Origin of the sequence: Cypionkella aquatica (genome assembly GCF_030161095.1) — a bacterium.
GTDB classification, from domain to species: Bacteria; Pseudomonadota; Alphaproteobacteria; order Rhodobacterales; family Rhodobacteraceae; genus Cypionkella; species Cypionkella aquatica.
The window spans coordinates 116577-134599 of the sequence record NZ_BSPP01000005.1 but is presented as its reverse complement, the minus strand read 5'-3'; the positions used below and the strand labels follow the sequence as shown (position 1 = coordinate 134599).

Sequence of the window (18023 nt, the reverse complement as noted above, 5' to 3'; positions counted from 1 at the left end):
ACCCTGTCCCCGCGGGGACAAAAACCCCGTCCCCGCGGGGACAAACCCGGCGTAAAAACCTGCGCCCACGTCGCCGCCGTCCAGCCTGCGCCACACTCCAACCTTGCCAAAACTCAAACCCGCAAAGAATGTCGGGGCCGTGCCCGCATCCGCCGCAATTCTGCTTGACCGAAGTGGGGCATTAGACGAGTGATGAACGGGCATGGTGTTCTAAAAACGCAAAGCGTCTGGACTGAAACGAGAATGGGGAATGGGTGGACCAATAGGCACCCCAAGCCCCAGCCGCCCCCGCGACTGTATGCGGAGAGCGGCCCCTCAATATCCACTGGCCGCATGGCTGGGAAGGGGAGGGGTTGCTACGACCCGCAAGCCAGGAGACCGGCCGTGCAAAGAAACGCTAAACACCGTCGGGTGTGACGGGATGGAGAGTAAGATGACCACGCAGACCCAAGTTTCCAGCAAAGCAACCGCCCTGATGTCAGTGCTGTTTGTTGCACTGCTCGGCACCGCAACCGTGTTCCTGACCGGTTTTGCCCATTCGCAAACCCTGCATGACGCCGCACATGATGTGCGTCACGCGTCCGGCTTCCCCTGCCACTGAAGCCATGATCCAACGTATGGTGACCAGCGCGTTGATCGCTGGTTTTGCAGCAGGCCTGTTCGCGGCCCTGCTGCATTTCGCATTCGTGCAGAAGTATATCCTTCTGGGCGAAGACTATGAAACTGGCGCTTTGGTGCATTTCAACGGTGTCGCAGCACCTGCGGAAGATCACGCCCACGATCACACCACCGCACAAGCGCCCGCAACGGCAGACCCCGCAACACCCCCACCCACCGAAGCCGCACCAGTGGCAGAAGATGGTCACGCCCACAGCCACGATGCAGCCGAGGGCGACGACACCTTCTCGCGCAATGCTTTGACCAGCCTGTTCTTTGGTCTGGCCTATGTCGGTTACGGCCTTGTTCTGGTGGCAGGCTACGGTCTCGCCGAGGCTTTCGGCAAACGCGTAACTCTGCGCGAAGGTTTGCTCTGGGGCATTGCAGGCTTCGCCGCCTTCCAACTCGCCCCCGCAATGGGGCTAGAGCCCGAACTGCCCGGCACCATGGCCGCCGATCTGACCGCGCGGCAAATCTGGTGGATCGGCACCGCGATCTGCACCACCGCCGGGTTGGGCCTGCTCGGCTATGGCCGGGGTGTGGTCGCAATGATCGGTGCAGCCGTGCTGCTGGCAATCCCGCATGTGATCGGCGCGCCCGAACTGGAAAGCTACTCCGGCGTCGCCCCCCCCGAATTGGCCGCAACCTTCGCCGCGCGTTCGCTGGGGGTTGGCCTGATGGTGTGGTCCTCTTTGGGCGCCATGGCCGGTTGGCTCTGGTCGCGCCCGCAGTAAAGCCTTAAACATCACCGCGCGCCGGTCCACGGGGTCGGCGCGCGTTTTGCTGCCATGGGGGATGCTGGCATGTTTGACCTGACGTTGATCGGCATCGGCACCGGCAACCCCGACCATCTGACCCTGCAAGCGATCAAGGCGATCAATCAGGCACAGGTCATCCTGATCCCCCGCAAGGGTGAGGGCAAAGCCGATCTGGCCGAACTCCGCCTTGCGATCTGCCGCGATGTGCTGACCAACCCCGCCACCCGTATTGTCGAATTTGACCTGCCGGTGCGGGATGAAACCATCCTTGATTACAAGGCGCGGGTCGAGGATTGGCACGACCGGATCGCGGCGGTGTGGAGCGCGGCGATTGGCGATGCGGCCCGCGTCGCGCTGCTGGTCTGGGGCGACCCCAGTCTTTACGATTCCACCCTGCGGATTGCGGCCCGGTTGGTCCCGGACGAGCGGGTCACGGTGGTGCCGGGGGTGACATCTATTCATGCGCTGACAGCGGCGCATGGGATTGCCCTCAATGAGATCGGCGCGCCGTTTGTGGTCACCACAGGGCGGCGGTTGCGGGATGAGGGGTTTCCGGCTGGCGTCGATACGGCGGTGGTGATGCTTGACGGGGAGTGTTCGTTTCAGAGTATCGACCCGGCTGGGGTGACAATCTGGTGGGGGGCTTATGTGGGGATGGCGGAACAGGTGATCGTCGCGGGGCCGCTTTCCGAGGTGGGCGCGCGGATTGTGAGCCTGCGGGCAGCAGAGCGGGCGCGGCATGGCTGGATCATGGATATTTATCTGCTGCGGCGGGGGTAGGATTTGCGATGGTCCCAACTCGGGACCTTTTTTGTTTGTTTTATATCAATGGCTTATAGGTGTGGATTTAAGGGTTTCTTAACCTTTGCAGCGTTTTCCGCCCCGCCTACAACCCCAGAGCCTTGCGCAAAGCGGCGTTGGCGCGGGTCTGGTGAAACCGCTACTTGGTCACGTTGTTAGAATTCTCGAGCAACTTCTTTTCAGGAGTTGGAGGAAACATTCCTTGGTTGGACACGAAATTAGCAATGTTGAGCGCGCGCTTTCCCTCAAGAATTTCCCTTAGAAGATGTGCATTGACGTGCGCATTGTCGTGAAACCTGCTCAGCCCCAAAGGCAAATAACCAAGGCGCGAAAGATCTCGTTTGTCGAATGTGAAGCCGAGTTCATGTGCTATTTCATACAATAAATTTGTGAAAAGATCATTCCCATTTTCGGAGTGGCGATCTACTTCATCTTCGCTGCTATTTGGAAAGGGCGAGTTAAGATGCCGCGCATACGCGCGATAGGCCTCAACGACCTTCGCCTTTCCGTAGAACTCAAGTTCAACAAGGTTCAGAGCACCAACGTGAGTAGGATCAATGCGAGCCTGACGAGTTCGCATTAGATCACTCAATATCAAATATTTGCGTGCGCGATCTTCACGTTGCTCATCTTCTGATCGTGTTATCTTTACGGCCTTAAGTGGACCATAGACTATAGCAAAGATGGTGGCGACTAAGATCGCGCAGTTAACCCAAAATTGGTAATCGTTCATAATGACCGCACCTTTTCAAAGCGCACATTTACGGGTCCAGAAAGAGTTTCTAAAGAGTGAAATGGAGGAAAATCAACTGGAGTCTTTAGTCGAACAAACGTATCATATGAAACCGGCAGGTCAGTATATGCCCCAGTTATGGTCGTTCCCCCACCTTTCAAACTAAACGTAATATTTCCAGATAATTCACTATTGATTGGTGAGTATTCGAGAATACCGTCATAAATTCCGCCTCCTAAATCTGCACCGCAAATTACTCCATCCTTGAATGTAAACATTCCGAGAGACGTTCCATATTCTCCTGAAAAGTAGGCGATTTAGATACCGTCACTGTCTGTAACGTGTCCGGACACTTTTGCTTTAGACATCCAACTCCTCCACAAACCGCGCGTTTTCTTGAATATACTGGAAACGCAACTCCGGCTTCTTGCCCATCAGCCGCTCCACCAGATCGCCGGTTTCGCCCGGTGCGTCCTCGTCGATGCTGACGCGGATCAGTTTGCGGGTGGCGGGGTTCATAGTGGTGTCTTTCAGGTCTTTGGCATCCATCTCGCCCAAGCCTTTGAAGCGTTGCACGTCGATTTTACCCTTGCCACCCAATCCCTTGGCGAGCCAAAGCTCTTTCTCGGCATCATCGGCCACATACATGCGGCGCGCGCCTTGGGTCAGCCGGTACAGCGGCGGGCAGGCGAGATACAGATGGCCCTTGTCGATCAAGGGGCGCATTTGGGTGAAGAAGAAGGTCATCAGCAGGCTGGCGATATGCGCGCCGTCGACGTCGGCGTCGGTCATGATGACGATTTTATCGTAGCGCAGGTCATCGACCTTGAAGCGCGTGCCCATTTGCACGCCCAAAGCCTCGCAGATATCGCGGATTTCGGAATTGTCATTGAGTTTGCCGGAAGCCGCGCCGAGGACGTTGAGGATTTTACCCTTCAGCGGCATGATGGCTTGGGTTTCACGATCGCGCGCGCCTTTGGCGGAACCGCCTGCCGAGTCACCCTCGACGATAAACAATTCGGTATTGTCGCGGGTTTTGGATGAGCAATCGGTCAGCTTACCCGGCAAGCGCAGTTTTTTGGTGGCGGTCTTGCGCTGGGTTTCTTTCTCTTGCTTGCGTTTCAGCCGTTCTTCGGCACGCAGCACGAGGAAATCGAGAATTGCGCCTGCGGATTTGGAATCCGACACCAGCCAGTTGTCGAAATGGTCGCGCACGGCGTTTTCGACGTAGCGGGCGGCTTCTTCGGTGGCGAGGCGGTCCTTGGTTTGTCCGACGAATTGCGGCTCTCGGATGAATACCGAGATCAGCGCGCAGCCACCTGTCAGCATATCGTCACGGGTGATCAATTCGGCTTTGCGGTTTTTGGTGAGGTCGCCGTAAGCACGGATGCCTTTCAGGATCGCGCTCCAAAACCCGAATTCGTGGGTGCCGCCTTCGGGGGTGGGGACGGTGTTGGTGTAGGATTGGATGAAGCCGTCGCGCACGGGCGACCAGTTGATCGCCCATTCAACCGAGCCGGGGACTTGGAATTTCTCTTGGAACGAGACTTTGCCCGCGAAGGGGCGATCGGCGTAAGTGGTTGTTTTCTGCAGCGTATCTGACAGGTAATCGGCAAGGCCGCCGGGGAAGTGGAAGGTGGCCTCCATCGGAGTGTCGCCGTCAGGGATGGCAGATTTCCAGCGGATTTCGACGCCGGAAAACAGATAGGCCTTGGAGCGGACCATGCGCAAAAGGCGCGAGGGGCGGAAGTGGTGGGAGCCGAAAATCTGCGCGTCGGGGTGGAAGGTGACGGAGGTGCCACGGCGGTTGGGGGCAGCGCCGATCTTCTGGATCGGGCCTTGCGGTTTGCCGCGCGAGAATTCTTGCGCGTAGAGTTCCTTGTTCTTGGCGACCTCGACATACATGCGGTCCGACAGCGCGTTGACGACCGAGGAGCCGACGCCGTGCAAACCGCCCGAGGTCTCATAGGCTTTGCCGTTGAATTTGCCGCCCGAATGCAGGGTGCAGAGGATGACTTCGAGCGCGGATTTGTCGGGGAATTTCGGGTGCGGATCAATCGGGATGCCGCGGCCATTGTCGCGCACGGTCAGAGAGCCGTCGGCGTGCAGTTCGACCTCGATGCGGTTGGCATGGCCTGCGACGGCTTCGTCCATCGAGTTGTCGATGATTTCGGCGGCGAGGTGGTGGTAGGCGCGCTCGTCAATGCCGCCGATATACATGCCGGGGCGCAGGCGGACGGCTTCGAGCGGCTCCAGCACCTCGATGGACGAGGCGTTGTAATCGTCGGACGCGCCGGAGAGGAGGTCGGAGGCCATGGGTGCTCGATTCTTGTTATGCGGCTTTGGCAGGGATTATCACAGATCGGGGGGGAGGGGCGCAAGATGTTGGGGTGTTGATGGCAGCGGATACGGCGGATAGGATCGGGGAAAATCGGAGGGAATGAGATGCGGGTGCTTTTTACGGGCGGGTCGGGCAAAGCGGGGCGGCATGTGGTGGCGTATCTGGCGGCAGCGGGGCACAAGGTTTTGAATGTGGACCGGGTGGCGTTGCGGCATCCGGGCGTGGCGGACCTGTGCGCGGATATTTGTGATGCGGGGCAGATGTTCAGCGCGATGGCTGCGCATATGGATGGAGACGAGTTGGACGCGGGGGCGGCGCCGCGTTTTGATGCGGTGGTGCATTTTGCCGCCGTGCCTTCGCTGCTGTTGCAGGCTGAGAACGAGACGTATCGGGTTAATGTGATGGGGACGTATAATGTGCTGGAGGCGGCCTGCAAGCTGGGCATCCGCAAGGTGATCATTGCCTCGTCCGAGACGACCTATGGGGTTTGTTTTTCCAATGGCATTGTTGACCCCAAGGTTTTGCCGCTGGAGGAGGATTACGACATTGATCCGATGGACAGCTATGGCATGTCAAAGAAGGTCAATGAGGCGACGGCGCGGAGTTTTCAGCGGCGGTTTGGCACGGATATTTATGCGCTGCGGATCGGCAATGTGATCGAGCCGCAGGAATACAAGGCGCGGTTTCCGGGGTTCTTTGCTGATCCGGGGCAGCGGCGGCGGAACACGTTCAGCTATATGGATGCGCGGGATTTGGGGCAGATCGTTGATCTGGCTTTGAACAAGGATGGCTTGGGGTTTCAGGTTTTCAACGCCTGTAATGATACGAATTCGGTCTGTCAGAGCAATCAGGAATTGTTGGCGCGGTTCTTCCCGAAGGTGCCGCTTTCGAGGCCGGTGGGGGCGCAGGAGAGTTTGCTTTCCAACCGCAAGGTGCGCGAGGTTTTGGGGTTCAAGGAGCAGCATAACTGGCGAGAATATGTCGATGATCCGACGGTTTAAGCGGGGTGTTGGCAGGGGTGCCGGTGTTTTGAGTTATATGGTCGGGGACGGTAAAAGGTCGTTAAGGGTTGAGGGTAAGGTGGCGGGGTCAATTCCACCCTACGGAAGATGCTAAGGGCGAATAAACCGACCAAAGCCGTATAGTCGGCACGCTCCGCCCGGAATCAGGGCGCTTTAGCGCCGCCGGGCAGCGCCCGTCGGCCGCCTCGAGCGGGCGATTTGTTGTGTCACCAGCGGAACTGCTGGGGGATTTGTTGAAGCATAAAGCGCCTAGAACATCGGTTGCAGCGCCAGCCCGGCGGACGGGCGCTGCCCTGTGATGCGTGTGTGCCGAAGGGCGGCGAGGGTGTGAAACCGCGCACAGTGCGAGGGGCCCGAGGCCCACCATAACTGGCGGAAATATGTCGATGATCCGAGGGTTTGCTTAAAAGGGTGTCTTCCGGTTGATCTGTTGGGTAATCATGGTGGAGCAATGGGTTGGGGCTTGGTTTCAGCGCGCCGGGGGGGCGTGCGGGCCAAGCGGAGGGCAGATATGAGATCGGGTGTCGCGGGCGTTGTGATGGGGTTGATGGCGGCTGCGCCTGCTTGGGCGGAGTGTGGCGAGACGTTTTCCGTGCTGTTCTCCTGTGCTGTGCCCGAGCGTGACGCGGTGGTGGAGTTGTGCCGTGACGACAGCAGCGGGGCGGTGCAATACAGCTATATGACCAGCGCCGCGACCGAATTGCAGTTTATCAGCCCGACCGCTTATGGCGTGGTGCGCGAGCAGGTGCAGGGCATCACTGGGCCGGGTTATGGCATGGCGGCGTCGAATGGCGGCACGTTTTACGCGATTTATGTTGATCGCAGCCTGATGTTTTCCGAGCAGGCGCAGGAAGGCGCGCGATCGTCCACGCCTGCGGTGGTGCAGGTTTATGCCAGTGAGGCGGCGCTGAACGATCAGACGCAGGACAAATATATCGCTCGGCGGGTCTGTTATCCGCCCAGCATTGATATCGACAGCACCGCGTTCGGGCCGGGTTGAGGGGGCATGATGAAAAGCAGTTTCCTTCTGGCCGCCGTGGTGTTTGGTGCCAGCAGCATTGCGGGGCGGGCCAACTGTGTGCCGCCCGATGCGACCTTGTTCGCCTGCGATATTCTGGACAGCACTCAGCGGGTGGAGTTTTGCCAATCACCACCGAATGCAAATGGGATTCCCGAACGCTACAGCTACAACTTTGCGGCGGGGGCGGCGGTGTCGGAGTTGTATTTCTCATCCGACGACAACCGCTTTTCGACCAAGTATTATCGCAGCGGTGATACGGCGCGCGAGACTGTGGGCTTTGGCTTGCCGCATGATGGCTATGTCTATGCGTTTTATATCACCGGGATATTTGGCAGCCCGATCCGGGCGGCGCAGCTGCATGTGTTCGACAGTCTTGCAGCGTTTGAAAGTGACAAGGGCGAGCAAGAGATGCTGCGGCTGTATTGCGCACCAGAGTCGGTCTTGGTGGATTGGACGTTTATCGGCCCGTAGTCGCTTACCCCGGAAGCGTCACGATGATCGAGCCGCGTTCGGTGGCGACGATGGTATGTTCGTATTGCACGACGGCGGCTTTGGGTTTGGCGTAAAGCGTCCAGTCGTCGCCCGCGTGGGTGTCGGCCCAGCGGCCGCCGCGCGACAGGAAGGGTTCAACCGTCAGCACAAGGCCCGCGTGGATGCGGCGGGTGTCGCGGCTGGGCCAAGTGGCGATTTCTTCGGGATATTCATGCAGCGCCCGCCCGACGCCGTGGCTGGCAAGGTTGCGGATCAGCGTATAGCCGCGCGCCGATGCAAAGCGACCGATTGCGTTGCCAATATTGGCCAGCGGTTTGCCGTGGCTGACTTCGGCGATGCCGATTTGCATGGCGCGTTTGCCATCGCGGCACAAATGATCAATCTCGGGAAAGACACGACCCAGTTGAAAGCTGGCACCGGTGTCGGCGTAGAAGCCATTTTTCGAGGCTGATACATCGATGTTGACAAGATCGCCCTCGGCCAGCACGCGGCTGCCGGGGATGCCATGGGCGATTTCTTCGTTGACGCTGATGCAGGTGGCGCCGGGGAAATCGTAGGTGGCTTCGGGGGCCGAGATCGCGCCGGCCTGATCCAGAAATGCGCGGCCAATGTCGTCAAGTTCGCGCGTGGTCATGCCCGGCTTCATCGCTTTGGCCATCGCATGCATGGTGTTGGCGACGATGCGGCCGATGATCTTCAAGCCGTCGAGTTCGTCTTCATGGGTGATGGTCATGGCGGTGGAATGTCCGGGACTTGGCGGGGTGCGTGGGATCACGCACCCTACTGGATATGATGGTTCAGGGTTTTAGCGGCTGCAGGGGTTATGCGGGTTCGGCGGCGCGGGCTTGCCACATGGATTGAAAGGCGGGGCGGGCTTGGCAGCGTTCAAGCCATGATTTCACCGCCGGAAACTCGTCCAGCAGGCTGGGGTGGCTTTGCGCATAGCGGACGACCTCGGCGACATTGATATCAGCGGCGGTAAAGCGGTCGCCGATCAGCCAGTCATGCGCCGCGAGATGGGATTGCAGACGGGCGAGCGGGCGGCGCAGTTTCTCGGCATTGATCGCGATGCTGGCCTGACCCTCGGCGGTTTTGTCGCCGCCATCGCCGATGATATAGAGGATTTCCAGCGCCGGGGTTTCCACCGAAGTGGCGGCAAACAGCGACCACTGCTCCATCAACGCGGCTTCGGCGTTGCTTTGCGGCCCCAAAGCGCCGCCGTGGCAGCGCGCGATATGCAGGGTGATCGCAAGGCTTTCGGTCAGCACCAGATCATCCTCGGTATAGGCCGGAATTTGGCCTTGCGGGTTGACGGCCAGAAAGCTTTGGGTGGCGGTGTTCAGCGGCGCGTCGGCTGCGGTGGGATCGGATTTCAGCCGATAGCTTTGGATCACCGGCACATGGGTGAAGGGCAGGCCCAGTTCAGCCAAAAGCCACAGCGGGCGCGAGGCGCGAGAGCGGTAAACACCGTAAAGCGTGATCATGGGCAGGGTCCTTTGGCGGGAATTTCGCGGGCGGTTTGGCGGTATTCTTAGGCAATCTGCAGGGCAACGGAAAGGGGCGGTGGCGGGCTGGTTGGCAAAACGCAAGATAAGCCGTGTTTGCTGCGTTGCGGCGACAGGATTTTACTTGCCGGAACGTCAAGCATGCGCCACCAAATGCGCATGTCCGAGCCGAAGTCCCCAGCTGACGCCGCGCAGGCCCCATCGCGCGAACATAGAGCCGAGATCGTGGATCGGCTCTATGAGGTGGCGCTTGATCCGATCCGGCTGGAAGATCTGGTCGATGTCTGGGAGGGGCGGATCGCGCCGCTGCGCGCGGGGCCAAGCCATGATCCGGTGCAATTGGAAGACCCCGAGATGGAAGCGCATATGGCGCGGGCCTCGGTGTTTCTGGATCGGTTTGAAGCAACGCGTGAGGATGGGGCGTACCGCTCGGTGCTGGAGGATATTCCGCGCTCGGCTGCGTTTTTGTCGGATGGCGGGGCGGTGCTTGCGGGGCATAACCGGCCTGCGGCGGTAGCTTTTGGGCTGGGGACCGGCGCGCGGCTGTCCGATCTGCCGTTTGAGGCGGAAGATATTGCGCTGCTGCGTGGGGTGATTGCGTCGGTTGCCAGTGGCCGGGCGGAAAAGGTGGTGACGCTGCGGATGCGCTCTACCAAGACCGGCAGCCCGGTGATCGTGCGGGTGGGGCCAGTGGAAAGCCCGGGGCCAAAGCCTTTGGCGCTGGTGATGTCCACAGAACTGGTCTGGCCCGAGGGGTTTGAGGTGACGGTGCAAGAGGCCTTCGGGTTGACGGCGGCGGAAGTCGAGATCGTGCGCGGCATCACCTTGGGCCTGCCGGTGAAGGATATCGCTGAGGCCCGGGGGCGGTCGGCGGAAACGGTGCGCACACAGGTCCGCTCGATCCTGGCCAAGACCGAGACCCACAGCCAATCCGAGCTGGTGCGGGTGGTGCTCGGGTTGATGGATGTGGCGGTGCTGCCCTCGGAGGGCGCGGTGGTGGTGGCCAAGCCCGGCACGTTGGAAGCGCTGTCGTTTCAACAGATGCGGGACTTGGACGGGCGGCGGTTGGAGTGGATCGAGTTTGGCAACCCCTCTGGCGCGCCTTGTGTGTTCATGCATCTGGATTTCGGCTTGATCCGCTGGCCTGCGAGTGCGGAACGTGCGGCGCGGCGGATGGGGATGCGGGTGATTGTGCCGGTGCGGGCAGGCTATGGTCGCACCGAGTTGCATCCAAAGGGCGTGGGCCATCTGGAGGGGGTTACGGCGGATTACATCGCGGTGCTGGAGCATCTGGGTGTGCGGCGGACGGCGGTGATCGCTTTGGGCGCTGATCTGCGGTTCGCGATGAGCCTGAGCCTTGAGCGGCCCGAGATGGTGACCGGGATCCTCGGCTGCGCCTGTCAGCTGCCTCTGCGCACCCCGGTGCAATATGAGCGGATGGACAAATGGCAGCGGTTTATCCTTGCCAATGCCCGCTATGCGCCGAAAATTCTGCCGTTTCTGGTCAAAGCCGGATTTTCCTTGGCGCGGCGCTTGGGCAAAGAAAAGTTCTTCGCGCAGGTCAATGGTGGCTCGCCCGCCGATATGGAGGCCTTTGCCGATCCTGAAATTCGTGAAGCGATGCTGGCGGGGTCTGAAGTCTGTCTGGGCGAGCGGATTTTGGCCTCGGAAGCCTTTACCCGCGAATGTATCGGATCGGAGAAGGATTGGTCGCATCTGGTCAAGCGGGTGCAGGTGCCGGTGGTGTTGTTGCAAGGCGATCAAGACCCGCAAACCCCGGTGCAGACCATCCGCGAGCTGATGGCGGAGTACACTCATCTGGACATCAGCTTTGTGCCGAACACCGGGCAGTTGTTGTTCTTCAAGGAATGGCCACGGGTGTTTGGGCTGTTGGAACGGTTTTTGCCAAGACGCTGAGGCGATCGGTTGCGCGATAGGGCTTGGGGTTTGGATGTTTGTGGTTTGGATTTTTGTGGTCTGCGCGTGCAACGGGCGAGAAAATTTCGGCGTCTACCGCAATTTGGGTATGCGGGGGCCAGGGTTGGGCGGCTATCACGGGTCATGTTGAATAAGCTTAGCTGAAACCTTTAAAAATCAAGCAGTTTTCCCCTGAAGAATGGGCGGTGGCATCTGGGGTGCCGCCGCCTTTCTGCTTTCTGCGATCTGATCTGAGCCGTGCTGCCGTCCGCAGGGGCATCGAGCCCCTTTGAACGGCGCTGCCGGGGATTAACTTTGCGACCGCGTCGCGTGTGGTGCGGCAGCAGCCAGATGAGGCGGCTCGATGCCGCCGAGGGTAGCTCTTGGCTGAGCGGTTGGAGCCTCCGGCGGGAGTATTTGAAAAAGAGCAACTGCGGGGTGGTTTTGCGGGGAAAGGGCAGTGAGGTGAGGTTTTGGCGATTTTATCTGCCGCTCTACCGCAATTTGGGTATGCGCATGGGAGGGGCTGCGCGGTATCAAGAGGGTATAGCACGGCACGATTGGCGGCGACTTTTTTACCGAAACCTTTTATCCCCAGAAGACTTTTACCCTCTGGAAGACCTTTTTATGCATACGAATGGGCGGCGGCATCTGGGGTGCCACCGCCTTTCCGGTTTTCTCGACGGGCGTTAAGCCTCGGTCGGGTATTTCAGGCCGATCTGGGCGCGCAATTCGTCAAGGGTTTGCATGATTTGCACGGTCTCTTCCGGCGACAGGATTGTGCTGGCGGTTTTGCCTGCGGTGATCAGCGCCTCGGCCTCTTGTGCCTGATATTGCATGCCGCGCCCGGCGCGGGGTTGATCAAAGGTCTCAATCACCGCGTTGTCGTTGCTGTATACGCGAAAGCTTGTGGGTTCATACCATACGCGGTCGATCTCGATGCGGCCTTTGGTACCGACAATGCAGGCGCGGTTGGGGCCTGCACTGTCAGAAGATGACAGTGAGGTGGCGATGGCACCCGAGGCATAGTGGAAGATGGTGGCTATTTGCGCATCTGCACCGGTGGCGCGGAAGGTGGCCTCGGCCTGCACCGCATCGGGTTTGCCCAAGATATCGTAGGTGAGTGAGATCGGGTAGATGCCCAGATCCAGCAGCGCGCCGCCGCCAAGTTCCAGTGCGTTCAGGCGGTGTTTTGGGTCATCGGGCAGTTTCTGGCGGTGATCGGCGGTGATCGAACGGATCTCGCCCAGAGTGCCTGCCGCGATGATCTCGCGGATGCGCAGCATATGCGGCAGAAAGCGCGTCCACATCGCTTCGAGCACCAGCAGGCCCTTTGCCTTGGCAAGGGCGGTGATCTCGGCGGCTTCGGTTGCGTTGATTGTGAAGGGTTTTTCGACCAGAATATGTTTGCCCGCGTTCAGGGCCAGTTTAGCAGCGGTGATGTGTTGCGGATGCGGTGTTGCGATATAGATGATGTCCACATTCGGATCGGCGGCGAGGGCTTCGTAGCTGGCATGCGCGGTGGGGATGCCGAATTCGGTGGCAAAGCGGGTGGCGCTGGCGGCGGTGCGCGAGCCTACGGCGGTGACGCTGCTGCCGATCATGGTGAGGTCTTTGACGAATAGCTCGGCGATCCAGCCAGTTGCGAGGATGCCCCAACGAATTTTTTCTGCCATGTGTTCTGTCCTGATCCTGGGTGGCGGCGGCGCGGTTTTTTCACGCGGTGCCCGATGCGATGGCGGCAGATTAGGGCAGGATTTGGGCGGTTTGCAATGGTGATTGCTGGGTGTGCGTGTGGTGCAACGATGATTGTGTTGGGGTGGTCCTTGTGGGGCGGGGTTGGTTCAGGCGCTGGTGGAGCTGAGGCATGCGATGTTTTTGGGGACGCAGTTATGGCCAACGCGGCTGTGGCAGGGGGGCGGGGGTTAGGCAGCGGGATTGGCGGCTTTGCCATGACAGAAAGACCAGGAGAAAGGGTGCAAACAGAAGCTTGTGTGCGTGGCCGATAGCCACGTAGATCACTGGCGCCATGGCGCGTGTGGGAGGTCGGCGGCGGCGCGGGGCAGGTATTGCGTCTCGTTCGGCGCGGTCAGAGTTTTTGGCAAGCACGGACGGGCCATTGGCCGTCACATCGGCCATGGCAATCATGGTGTCGTACTTGGCGTTTGCCTTTTTAGGGGGCAAGGCCTGCGCCTAGGGTGGTTCAGCTCTGTGCCGGATCTGTCAGAAAGACGTAGATTTTGCGGGTATGTTCGACGATTTTCCAAGTGCCTTTCCAGCCGCGCGGCAGCATGATCGCATCGCCCGGCCCCAAGGTGCGGCGGGTGCCATCGAGATGGGTCATCACGATTTTGCCTTGCAGAAAGTAGCAAAACTCGGCTGCGGCCGACCGATCGGCGGTAAAGCTGCCGGGCGAACATTCCCAAACGCCGATATCCAGCGCGCCATCGGGCGATTCCCAGAGCGAGGTTGCGGCCTCTTGCTGGCCCGGGGTCAGGCTGGTGGGTTTGTCGGCAAGCGCGCCGATGTCGATGCCGGCAAGGGCGGTGAACACGGAAAGGTCGATCATGGTATCCTTTGGTCTTTCAGGAAGTGGCGGTCACGGGGGAAGGGGCGGTCAACGTCCGGTGATGCGGTTGGCAAGGGTGGCAAGGCGCGAGGTGCGTTGACCGCCGCTGGCGGCCTCGCGCCGGTCGGCAAGATTATAGAGCCAATACATGCCGTGAACGCCCAGCCAGCGAAACGGCTCGACCTCCCATTTGCGGGGTTTCCGGTTGACCCATGGCAGGTCGGTGCGCTCGGTCTGTTTGTTCAAAATCAAATCGGCAAGGGTCTGGCCCGAGAAGTTCGAGGTCGACACGCCCAAGCCGACATAGCCGCCCGCCCATGCAACACCCGTGCTGACATCCAGCCCTGCCGTGGTGCACCAGTCGCGCGGCACACCCAGCACGCCGCACCACGCATGATCCAGCTTCAGACTGCGGGTTTGCGGCAGCATGCGATACAGGATCGCTTTCAGTTTTTCCACGGTTTCGGCCTGCGTTTCGCCATTTGCGTCGGTTTTCGAGCCAAAGCGATAGGGCACGCCACGCCCGCCCATTGCGATGCGGTTGTCTTGCGTGCGCTGCGCATAGCAATAGGCATGCGAGGCATCGCCGAACACTTCGTAGCCCGACCAGCCGAGTTCGTCCCACAGCGCGTCGGGGACAGGTTCGGTCACCACGATGGCGCTGTTCAGTGGGATCCATTCGCGGGTGTTGCCCGGGATGCCGTGGGTGAAACCTTCGGTTGCGCGCACGATGCGGTGGGCGGTGACGGTGCCGCGATTGGTGGTGACGCGGCCTTTGGCGATGCCGGTCACGGTGGTCTGTTCATAGATCGCCACACCTTTGCGCGCGACGGCTTCGGCCAGACCGCGCACCAGTTTGGCGGGCTGCACCCGTGCGACGCCGCTTGTCACCAAAGCGCCCTGCACATCCTTGATGCGGATGCGCGCGGCTGCTTCAGATGCGCCGATCAGATGGCTGCGCTCGACCGGGACATCCCACGCCATATCGTCGGCTTGCTCGGCGCGCAAACGTTCCATCTGAGCGGGCGTGCAGGCAAAGGTCAGGCAATCGGTGCGGCGGATATTGGCGTCGATGCCCTCGGCTTCGCAAACGCGGATCACCTCGTCCACGGTTCCGCGCAGTTGGCGTTCAAAGTCGATCACCCCGGCGCGGCTGCCGGTCGAGAGGTATTTTGAGCGGCTCCATGAAAATCCACCCGAGCACCAGCCGCCATTGCGCCCCGATGCGCCGTAGCCTGCAAATTGCTTTTCCACGATGGCAATCGACAGATTCGGGTTGGCTTGCTTGAGGTAATAGGCGGTCCAAAGTCCGGTAAAGCCGGCGCCGACGATGCAGACATCGACATCAATATCGCCGGGCAGGGGCGCGCGATAGTTTGGCAGGCCGCCCATATCGGCAAACCAGAACGAAACATCACCGTTCTTCTTCACATCCATCACTTTATCCTTCATGTCCGGCGGTCGAGCCATCGTCTGCCAGAAGCGTGCCATCCTTGGGGTTCCAAGCCAGTTCCACAGCGCTGCCAATCGCAAAGGGCTCGTCTTGGGTGGGGGTGCGGGCGATGACATGGCTACCGTCGGCCAAAGTCACCTCGTATTTCATCGCGGCCCCCAGATAGAGCATTTCGCGCACGGTGCCGTTGATGATGTTGGTGGCACCGTCGCGCGCGCCTGTGCCTGTGGGCTGCACCGTCAGATTTTCCGGGCGCAACAAGATCACATGTGCGCCGTCACCTTGGGCTTGGCCGGGGGCGATCAATGTGGTGCCCGCGACGGTCAAGGCGGTGTCGCTGCCATTGGTCAGATGGTTGCCGCGCAGAACCGAGCTTTCGCCGATGAACTGGCCGACGAACAGGGTTTCGGGCCGGGTGTAAAGCTGATGGCCTGAGCCGACTTGCTCGATGCGGCCCTTGTTGAACACCGCAATGCGGTCGGACAGCACCAGCGCCTCTTCCTGATCATGGGTGACATACACAAAGGTCGATCCCAGTTCGCGGTGAATGCGGCGGATTTCAAGCTGCAACACCTCGCGCAGTTTCTTGTCCAGCGCGCCCAAAGGTTCATCCATCAGCAACAATGATGGCGTGAACACCATCGCACGCGCCAAGGCGACGCGCTGCTGCTGGCCGCCCGAAAGCTCGCTTGGGAAGCGGTGCGAGAAATGCTCCAGCTGCACTTTTTGCAACGCCTGATCGACGGCGCGGGCGCGCTCGGTCTTGGCGACACCGCGCTGTTTCAGCGGGTAGGCGACGTTTTGCGCCACGCTCATATGCGGGAACAGCGCGTAATGCTGAAACACCACGCCGATGTTGCGTTTGTGCGCCGGCACATTGCCGATGGATCGGTCGTCGAGCCGGATTTCGCCCGCACTGAGATCCGTGAAACCCGCGATCAAATTCAGCGTCGTGGTCTTGCCCGAGCCTGATGGGCCAAGAAAGGACATGAACTCGCCGGGTTCGACGCGCAGGCTGACATCATCCAGCGCTGTGAAGCTGCCATAGGTTTTGCTGACCCCGCGAATGTCGATGGCAGCGCCTTTTGAAGCCGTGTTCAGCGTCATGTTCTGCGTCCCTTCATTCCGAATATTAGCCCCAGCCCGATGATCACCGATGTGCCAAGGAAGATAAGTGATCCGACTGCCGCCACCGTCGGGTCGGCATCGCGGGTCATCGAGGAAAATATCTGCACCGGCAGGGTTTTCAGCTGCGGGCTGGTGATGAACAGCGACACGATCACCTCGTCAAACGAGGTCACAAAGGCAAACAGCGCCCCCGACAGGATGCCCGGCAGGATCAACGGCAGGGTGACGCTGAAAAATGTGCTCAGCCGCGATGCGCCAAGGCTTGCCGCTGCAATCTCGAGCCGGGCATCAAACACCGCCAGATTTGCTCCGACGGCGATGACCACGAACGGGATCGCCAGCAATGTATGCGCCAGCACATAGCCGATCCAGGTGCCAACCAGTTGGGTGTCCAGATAGACGGCATAGATGCCCACAGCCAACACCACGCCCGGCACGATCATCGGTGTGATCAGCACAGCGCGGATCAGCCCACCCGCGCGGCCCTTCATCCGCTCTATCCCGATTGCGGCCATCGTGCCGACCACGGTTGCGACAACCGCAACCATGCAGGCCACCTTGGCCGAAACGATCAGGCTGCCGAACCACTGCGGATTGGTGAAGAAGTTCTCATACCATTGCAGCGAAAAGCCTTTGGGTGGAAAGGCCAGTGACTTTTGCCCGGCAAAGGACATCGGGATCACCACCAGCGTCGGCGCGACCAGCCAGATGGCGATCAGCAAACAGGTCAGGCCAAGCAGCAGTTTGGGAAGGTTCAGTTTCACCGGCTGCCTCCACTCATTTGATATTTCCGTTTCATGAATGGGCTGGCGATGGCCAGAATTCCGAATGTGGCCACCAGCAGCACGACGCCCATCGCACCGCCGCGACCCCAGTTCAGCAAGGACAGCACCTGTTGCTGGATCAGCGTCGACAGCATGGTCGATTGCGGGCCGCCCAGCAGCAGCGGCGTGATGTAGAAGCCAAGCGCAAGGATGAACACAATGGTCGCCCCGGCGAAGACGCCCGGCAGCGACAGCGGCAGATAAATCTGGAAGAATGTCTTGACCGGATGCGCGCCAAGGCTGCGCGCGGCCTGCAGCAGCCGCAGGTCAATGCTGCGCATCACCGCGTACAGCGGCATGATCATGAAAGGCAGCAGCACCTGCGTCATGCCGATGGTCACGCCCAGTTGCGTGCGGATCAGCCGCACCTTGTCAAACCCCAGCGACAGCAGCGTGCGGTTGATCACTCCGGAATCCTGCAACAGGATCACCCAAGCCAAAGTCCGCACCACGCCCGAGACCCAGAACGGCACCAGCACGCACATGATCAGCGCCAGCCGCAGCCGTGGCCCCGCCACCGACATCGCAAACGCATAGGGATAGGCTGCCAAAACGCAGCACACAGTCACCCAGAAGCTGATGGAAAACGTGCGCAACAGCACGGTGAGGTTCACTTTGGTCTGAAAGAACCAGACGTAATTTGCCAGCCCAAGTTCAGGCTCGCTGAAACTGCGCAGCACGATCACGCCCAAAGGCACGGCCATCACAAGCAACAGCACCGCCAGCGCGGGCAAGGTCAGATACAGCGGCCCGCGTGCGGCGTGCTGTGCGGATGTGTTGGGCATGATTTGATCTCACTGGC

At 60.2% G+C, this 18023-nt stretch carries 18 protein-coding genes and 1 riboswitch; of the genes, 7 read left to right on the top strand and 11 right to left on the bottom strand.

The genetic code is table 11. The features are described from left to right. The first annotated feature begins 186 nt into the window (after positions 1 to 186). A riboswitch (cobalamin riboswitch) is annotated at positions 187 to 401 on the top strand. A gap of 32 nt (positions 402 to 433) precedes the next feature. The 3 genes from QQJ98_RS07545 to cobF all read left to right on the top strand — a co-directional run bounded on the left by QQJ98_RS07545 (position 434) and on the right by cobF (position 2195). Next, positions 434 to 601 (top strand): CbtB domain-containing protein, encoded by a 168-nt coding sequence (locus QQJ98_RS07545; protein WP_284324738.1) that lies wholly within the window; start codon positions 434 to 436, stop codon positions 599 to 601. Between the two features lie 4 nt (positions 602 to 605). Beyond that, positions 606 to 1391: a CbtA family protein gene (locus QQJ98_RS07540; RefSeq protein ID WP_284324737.1), complete on the top strand. Its 786-nt coding sequence runs from the start codon at positions 606 to 608 to the stop codon at positions 1389 to 1391. Between the two features lie 69 nt (positions 1392 to 1460). Continuing rightward, on the top strand, positions 1461 to 2195 hold the full coding sequence (gene cobF / locus QQJ98_RS07535) for a precorrin-6A synthase (deacetylating) (RefSeq protein WP_284324736.1): 735 nt from the start codon (positions 1461 to 1463) through the stop codon (positions 2193 to 2195). 160 nt (positions 2196 to 2355) lie between these two features. Here cobF and QQJ98_RS07530 read toward each other — a convergent pair whose 3' ends face one another. The 3 genes from QQJ98_RS07530 to parE all read right to left on the bottom strand — a co-directional run bounded on the left by QQJ98_RS07530 (position 2356) and on the right by parE (position 5265). Then, entirely contained in the window at positions 2356 to 2949 is a 594-nt protein-coding gene (locus QQJ98_RS07530) for a DUF6680 family protein (protein WP_284324735.1), read from the bottom strand. After that, positions 2946 to 3227 carry a hypothetical protein gene (locus QQJ98_RS07525; protein ID WP_284324734.1) on the bottom strand — a complete coding sequence of 94 codons (282 nt, stop codon included), beginning with the start codon at positions 3225 to 3227 and terminating at the stop codon, positions 2946 to 2948. The genes QQJ98_RS07530 and QQJ98_RS07525 overlap by 4 nt, the downstream gene beginning before the upstream one ends. Positions 3228 to 3309: 82 nt before the next feature. After that, positions 3310 to 5265, bottom strand: a complete 1956-nt coding sequence (gene parE, locus QQJ98_RS07520) for a DNA topoisomerase IV subunit B (RefSeq protein ID WP_284324733.1) — start codon at positions 5263 to 5265, stop codon at positions 3310 to 3312. Between the two features lie 129 nt (positions 5266 to 5394). On the opposite strand from parE, the gene QQJ98_RS07515 reads away from it, so the two are divergent. The 3 genes from QQJ98_RS07515 (at position 5395) to QQJ98_RS07505 (ending at position 7804) form a co-directional block, all read left to right on the top strand. Next, positions 5395 to 6291, top strand: coding sequence for an NAD-dependent epimerase/dehydratase family protein (locus tag QQJ98_RS07515; protein ID WP_284324732.1), 897 nt, complete (start codon positions 5395 to 5397; stop codon positions 6289 to 6291). A 532-nt stretch (positions 6292 to 6823) separates the two neighbouring features. Then, on the top strand, positions 6824 to 7312 hold the full coding sequence (locus QQJ98_RS07510; protein WP_284324731.1) for a hypothetical protein: 489 nt from the start codon (positions 6824 to 6826) through the stop codon (positions 7310 to 7312). Positions 7313 to 7321: 9 nt separating this feature from the next. Then, positions 7322 to 7804 carry a hypothetical protein gene (locus QQJ98_RS07505; RefSeq protein WP_284324730.1) on the top strand — a complete coding sequence of 161 codons (483 nt, stop codon included), beginning with the start codon at positions 7322 to 7324 and terminating at the stop codon, positions 7802 to 7804. 4 nt (positions 7805 to 7808) lie between these two features. Here QQJ98_RS07505 and map read toward each other — a convergent pair whose 3' ends face one another. Then, the gene (gene map, locus QQJ98_RS07500; RefSeq protein ID WP_284324729.1) at positions 7809 to 8558 is read right to left on the bottom strand and encodes a type I methionyl aminopeptidase; all 750 of its coding nucleotides are present in this window, start codon (positions 8556 to 8558) and stop codon (positions 7809 to 7811) included. Positions 8559 to 8646: 88 nt separating this feature from the next. Continuing rightward, a complete protein-coding gene (locus tag QQJ98_RS07495; protein ID WP_284324728.1) occupies positions 8647 to 9309 on the bottom strand; it encodes a glutathione S-transferase family protein in 663 nt (220 codons plus the stop codon). 162 nt (positions 9310 to 9471) lie between these two features. Here QQJ98_RS07495 and QQJ98_RS07490 point away from each other — a divergent pair, with 162 nt between their 5' ends. Continuing rightward, positions 9472 to 11247, top strand: coding sequence for a bifunctional helix-turn-helix transcriptional regulator/alpha/beta hydrolase (locus QQJ98_RS07490; RefSeq protein WP_284324727.1), 1776 nt, complete (start codon positions 9472 to 9474; stop codon positions 11245 to 11247). 689 nt (positions 11248 to 11936) lie between these two features. On the opposite strand, the gene QQJ98_RS07485 is transcribed toward QQJ98_RS07490, so the two are convergent. The 6 genes from QQJ98_RS07485 to QQJ98_RS07460 all read right to left on the bottom strand — a co-directional run bounded on the left by QQJ98_RS07485 (position 11937) and on the right by QQJ98_RS07460 (position 18006). Further along, entirely contained in the window at positions 11937 to 12923 is a 987-nt protein-coding gene (locus tag QQJ98_RS07485) for a Gfo/Idh/MocA family protein (RefSeq protein ID WP_284324726.1), read from the bottom strand. Between the two features lie 527 nt (positions 12924 to 13450). Continuing rightward, positions 13451 to 13816 carry a cupin domain-containing protein gene (locus tag QQJ98_RS07480; protein WP_284324725.1) on the bottom strand — a complete coding sequence of 122 codons (366 nt, stop codon included), beginning with the start codon at positions 13814 to 13816 and terminating at the stop codon, positions 13451 to 13453. Between the two features lie 48 nt (positions 13817 to 13864). Then, positions 13865 to 15307 (bottom strand): NAD(P)/FAD-dependent oxidoreductase, encoded by a 1443-nt coding sequence (locus QQJ98_RS07475; RefSeq protein ID WP_348523129.1) that lies wholly within the window; start codon positions 15305 to 15307, stop codon positions 13865 to 13867. After that, the gene (locus QQJ98_RS07470) at positions 15258 to 16376 is read right to left on the bottom strand and encodes an ABC transporter ATP-binding protein (protein WP_284324724.1); all 1119 of its coding nucleotides are present in this window, start codon (positions 16374 to 16376) and stop codon (positions 15258 to 15260) included. The genes QQJ98_RS07475 and QQJ98_RS07470 overlap by 50 nt, the downstream gene beginning before the upstream one ends. Beyond that, a complete protein-coding gene (locus QQJ98_RS07465) occupies positions 16373 to 17161 on the bottom strand; it encodes an ABC transporter permease (RefSeq protein WP_284324723.1) in 789 nt (262 codons plus the stop codon). The genes QQJ98_RS07470 and QQJ98_RS07465 overlap by 4 nt, the downstream gene beginning before the upstream one ends. Next, positions 17158 to 18006, bottom strand: a complete 849-nt coding sequence (locus QQJ98_RS07460) for an ABC transporter permease (protein ID WP_284324722.1) — start codon at positions 18004 to 18006, stop codon at positions 17158 to 17160. The genes QQJ98_RS07465 and QQJ98_RS07460 overlap by 4 nt, the downstream gene beginning before the upstream one ends. Positions 18007 to 18023: the final 17 nt, after the last annotated feature.

What these genes read in the sequence shown, in the direction of transcription:
- QQJ98_RS07545 (WP_284324738.1), top strand. Translation starts at nt 434, where the DNA reads ATGACCACGCAGACCCAAGTTTCCAGCAAAGCAACCGCCCTGATGTCA.
- QQJ98_RS07540 (WP_284324737.1), top strand. Translation starts at nt 606, where the DNA reads ATGATCCAACGTATGGTGACCAGCGCGTTGATCGCTGGTTTTGCAGCA.
- cobF (WP_284324736.1), top strand. Translation starts at nt 1,461, where the DNA reads ATGTTTGACCTGACGTTGATCGGCATCGGCACCGGCAACCCCGACCAT.
- QQJ98_RS07530 (WP_284324735.1), bottom strand. Translation starts at nt 2,949, where the DNA reads ATGAACGATTACCAATTTTGGGTTAACTGCGCGATCTTAGTCGCCACC.
- QQJ98_RS07525 (WP_284324734.1), bottom strand. Translation starts at nt 3,227, where the DNA reads ATGTTTACATTCAAGGATGGAGTAATTTGCGGTGCAGATTTAGGAGGC.
- parE (WP_284324733.1), bottom strand. Translation starts at nt 5,265, where the DNA reads ATGGCCTCCGACCTCCTCTCCGGCGCGTCCGACGATTACAACGCCTCG.
- QQJ98_RS07515 (WP_284324732.1), top strand. Translation starts at nt 5,395, where the DNA reads ATGCGGGTGCTTTTTACGGGCGGGTCGGGCAAAGCGGGGCGGCATGTG.
- QQJ98_RS07510 (WP_284324731.1), top strand. Translation starts at nt 6,824, where the DNA reads ATGAGATCGGGTGTCGCGGGCGTTGTGATGGGGTTGATGGCGGCTGCG.
- QQJ98_RS07505 (WP_284324730.1), top strand. Translation starts at nt 7,322, where the DNA reads ATGAAAAGCAGTTTCCTTCTGGCCGCCGTGGTGTTTGGTGCCAGCAGC.
- map (WP_284324729.1), bottom strand. Translation starts at nt 8,558, where the DNA reads ATGACCATCACCCATGAAGACGAACTCGACGGCTTGAAGATCATCGGC.
- QQJ98_RS07495 (WP_284324728.1), bottom strand. Translation starts at nt 9,309, where the DNA reads ATGATCACGCTTTACGGTGTTTACCGCTCTCGCGCCTCGCGCCCGCTG.
- QQJ98_RS07490 (WP_284324727.1), top strand. Translation starts at nt 9,472, where the DNA reads ATGCGCCACCAAATGCGCATGTCCGAGCCGAAGTCCCCAGCTGACGCC.
- QQJ98_RS07485 (WP_284324726.1), bottom strand. Translation starts at nt 12,923, where the DNA reads ATGGCAGAAAAAATTCGTTGGGGCATCCTCGCAACTGGCTGGATCGCC.
- QQJ98_RS07480 (WP_284324725.1), bottom strand. Translation starts at nt 13,816, where the DNA reads ATGATCGACCTTTCCGTGTTCACCGCCCTTGCCGGCATCGACATCGGC.
- QQJ98_RS07475 (WP_348523129.1), bottom strand. Translation starts at nt 15,307, where the DNA reads ATGGCACGCTTCTGGCAGACGATGGCTCGACCGCCGGACATGAAGGAT.
- QQJ98_RS07470 (WP_284324724.1), bottom strand. Translation starts at nt 16,376, where the DNA reads ATGACGCTGAACACGGCTTCAAAAGGCGCTGCCATCGACATTCGCGGG.
- QQJ98_RS07460 (WP_284324722.1), bottom strand. Translation starts at nt 18,006, where the DNA reads ATGCCCAACACATCCGCACAGCACGCCGCACGCGGGCCGCTGTATCTG.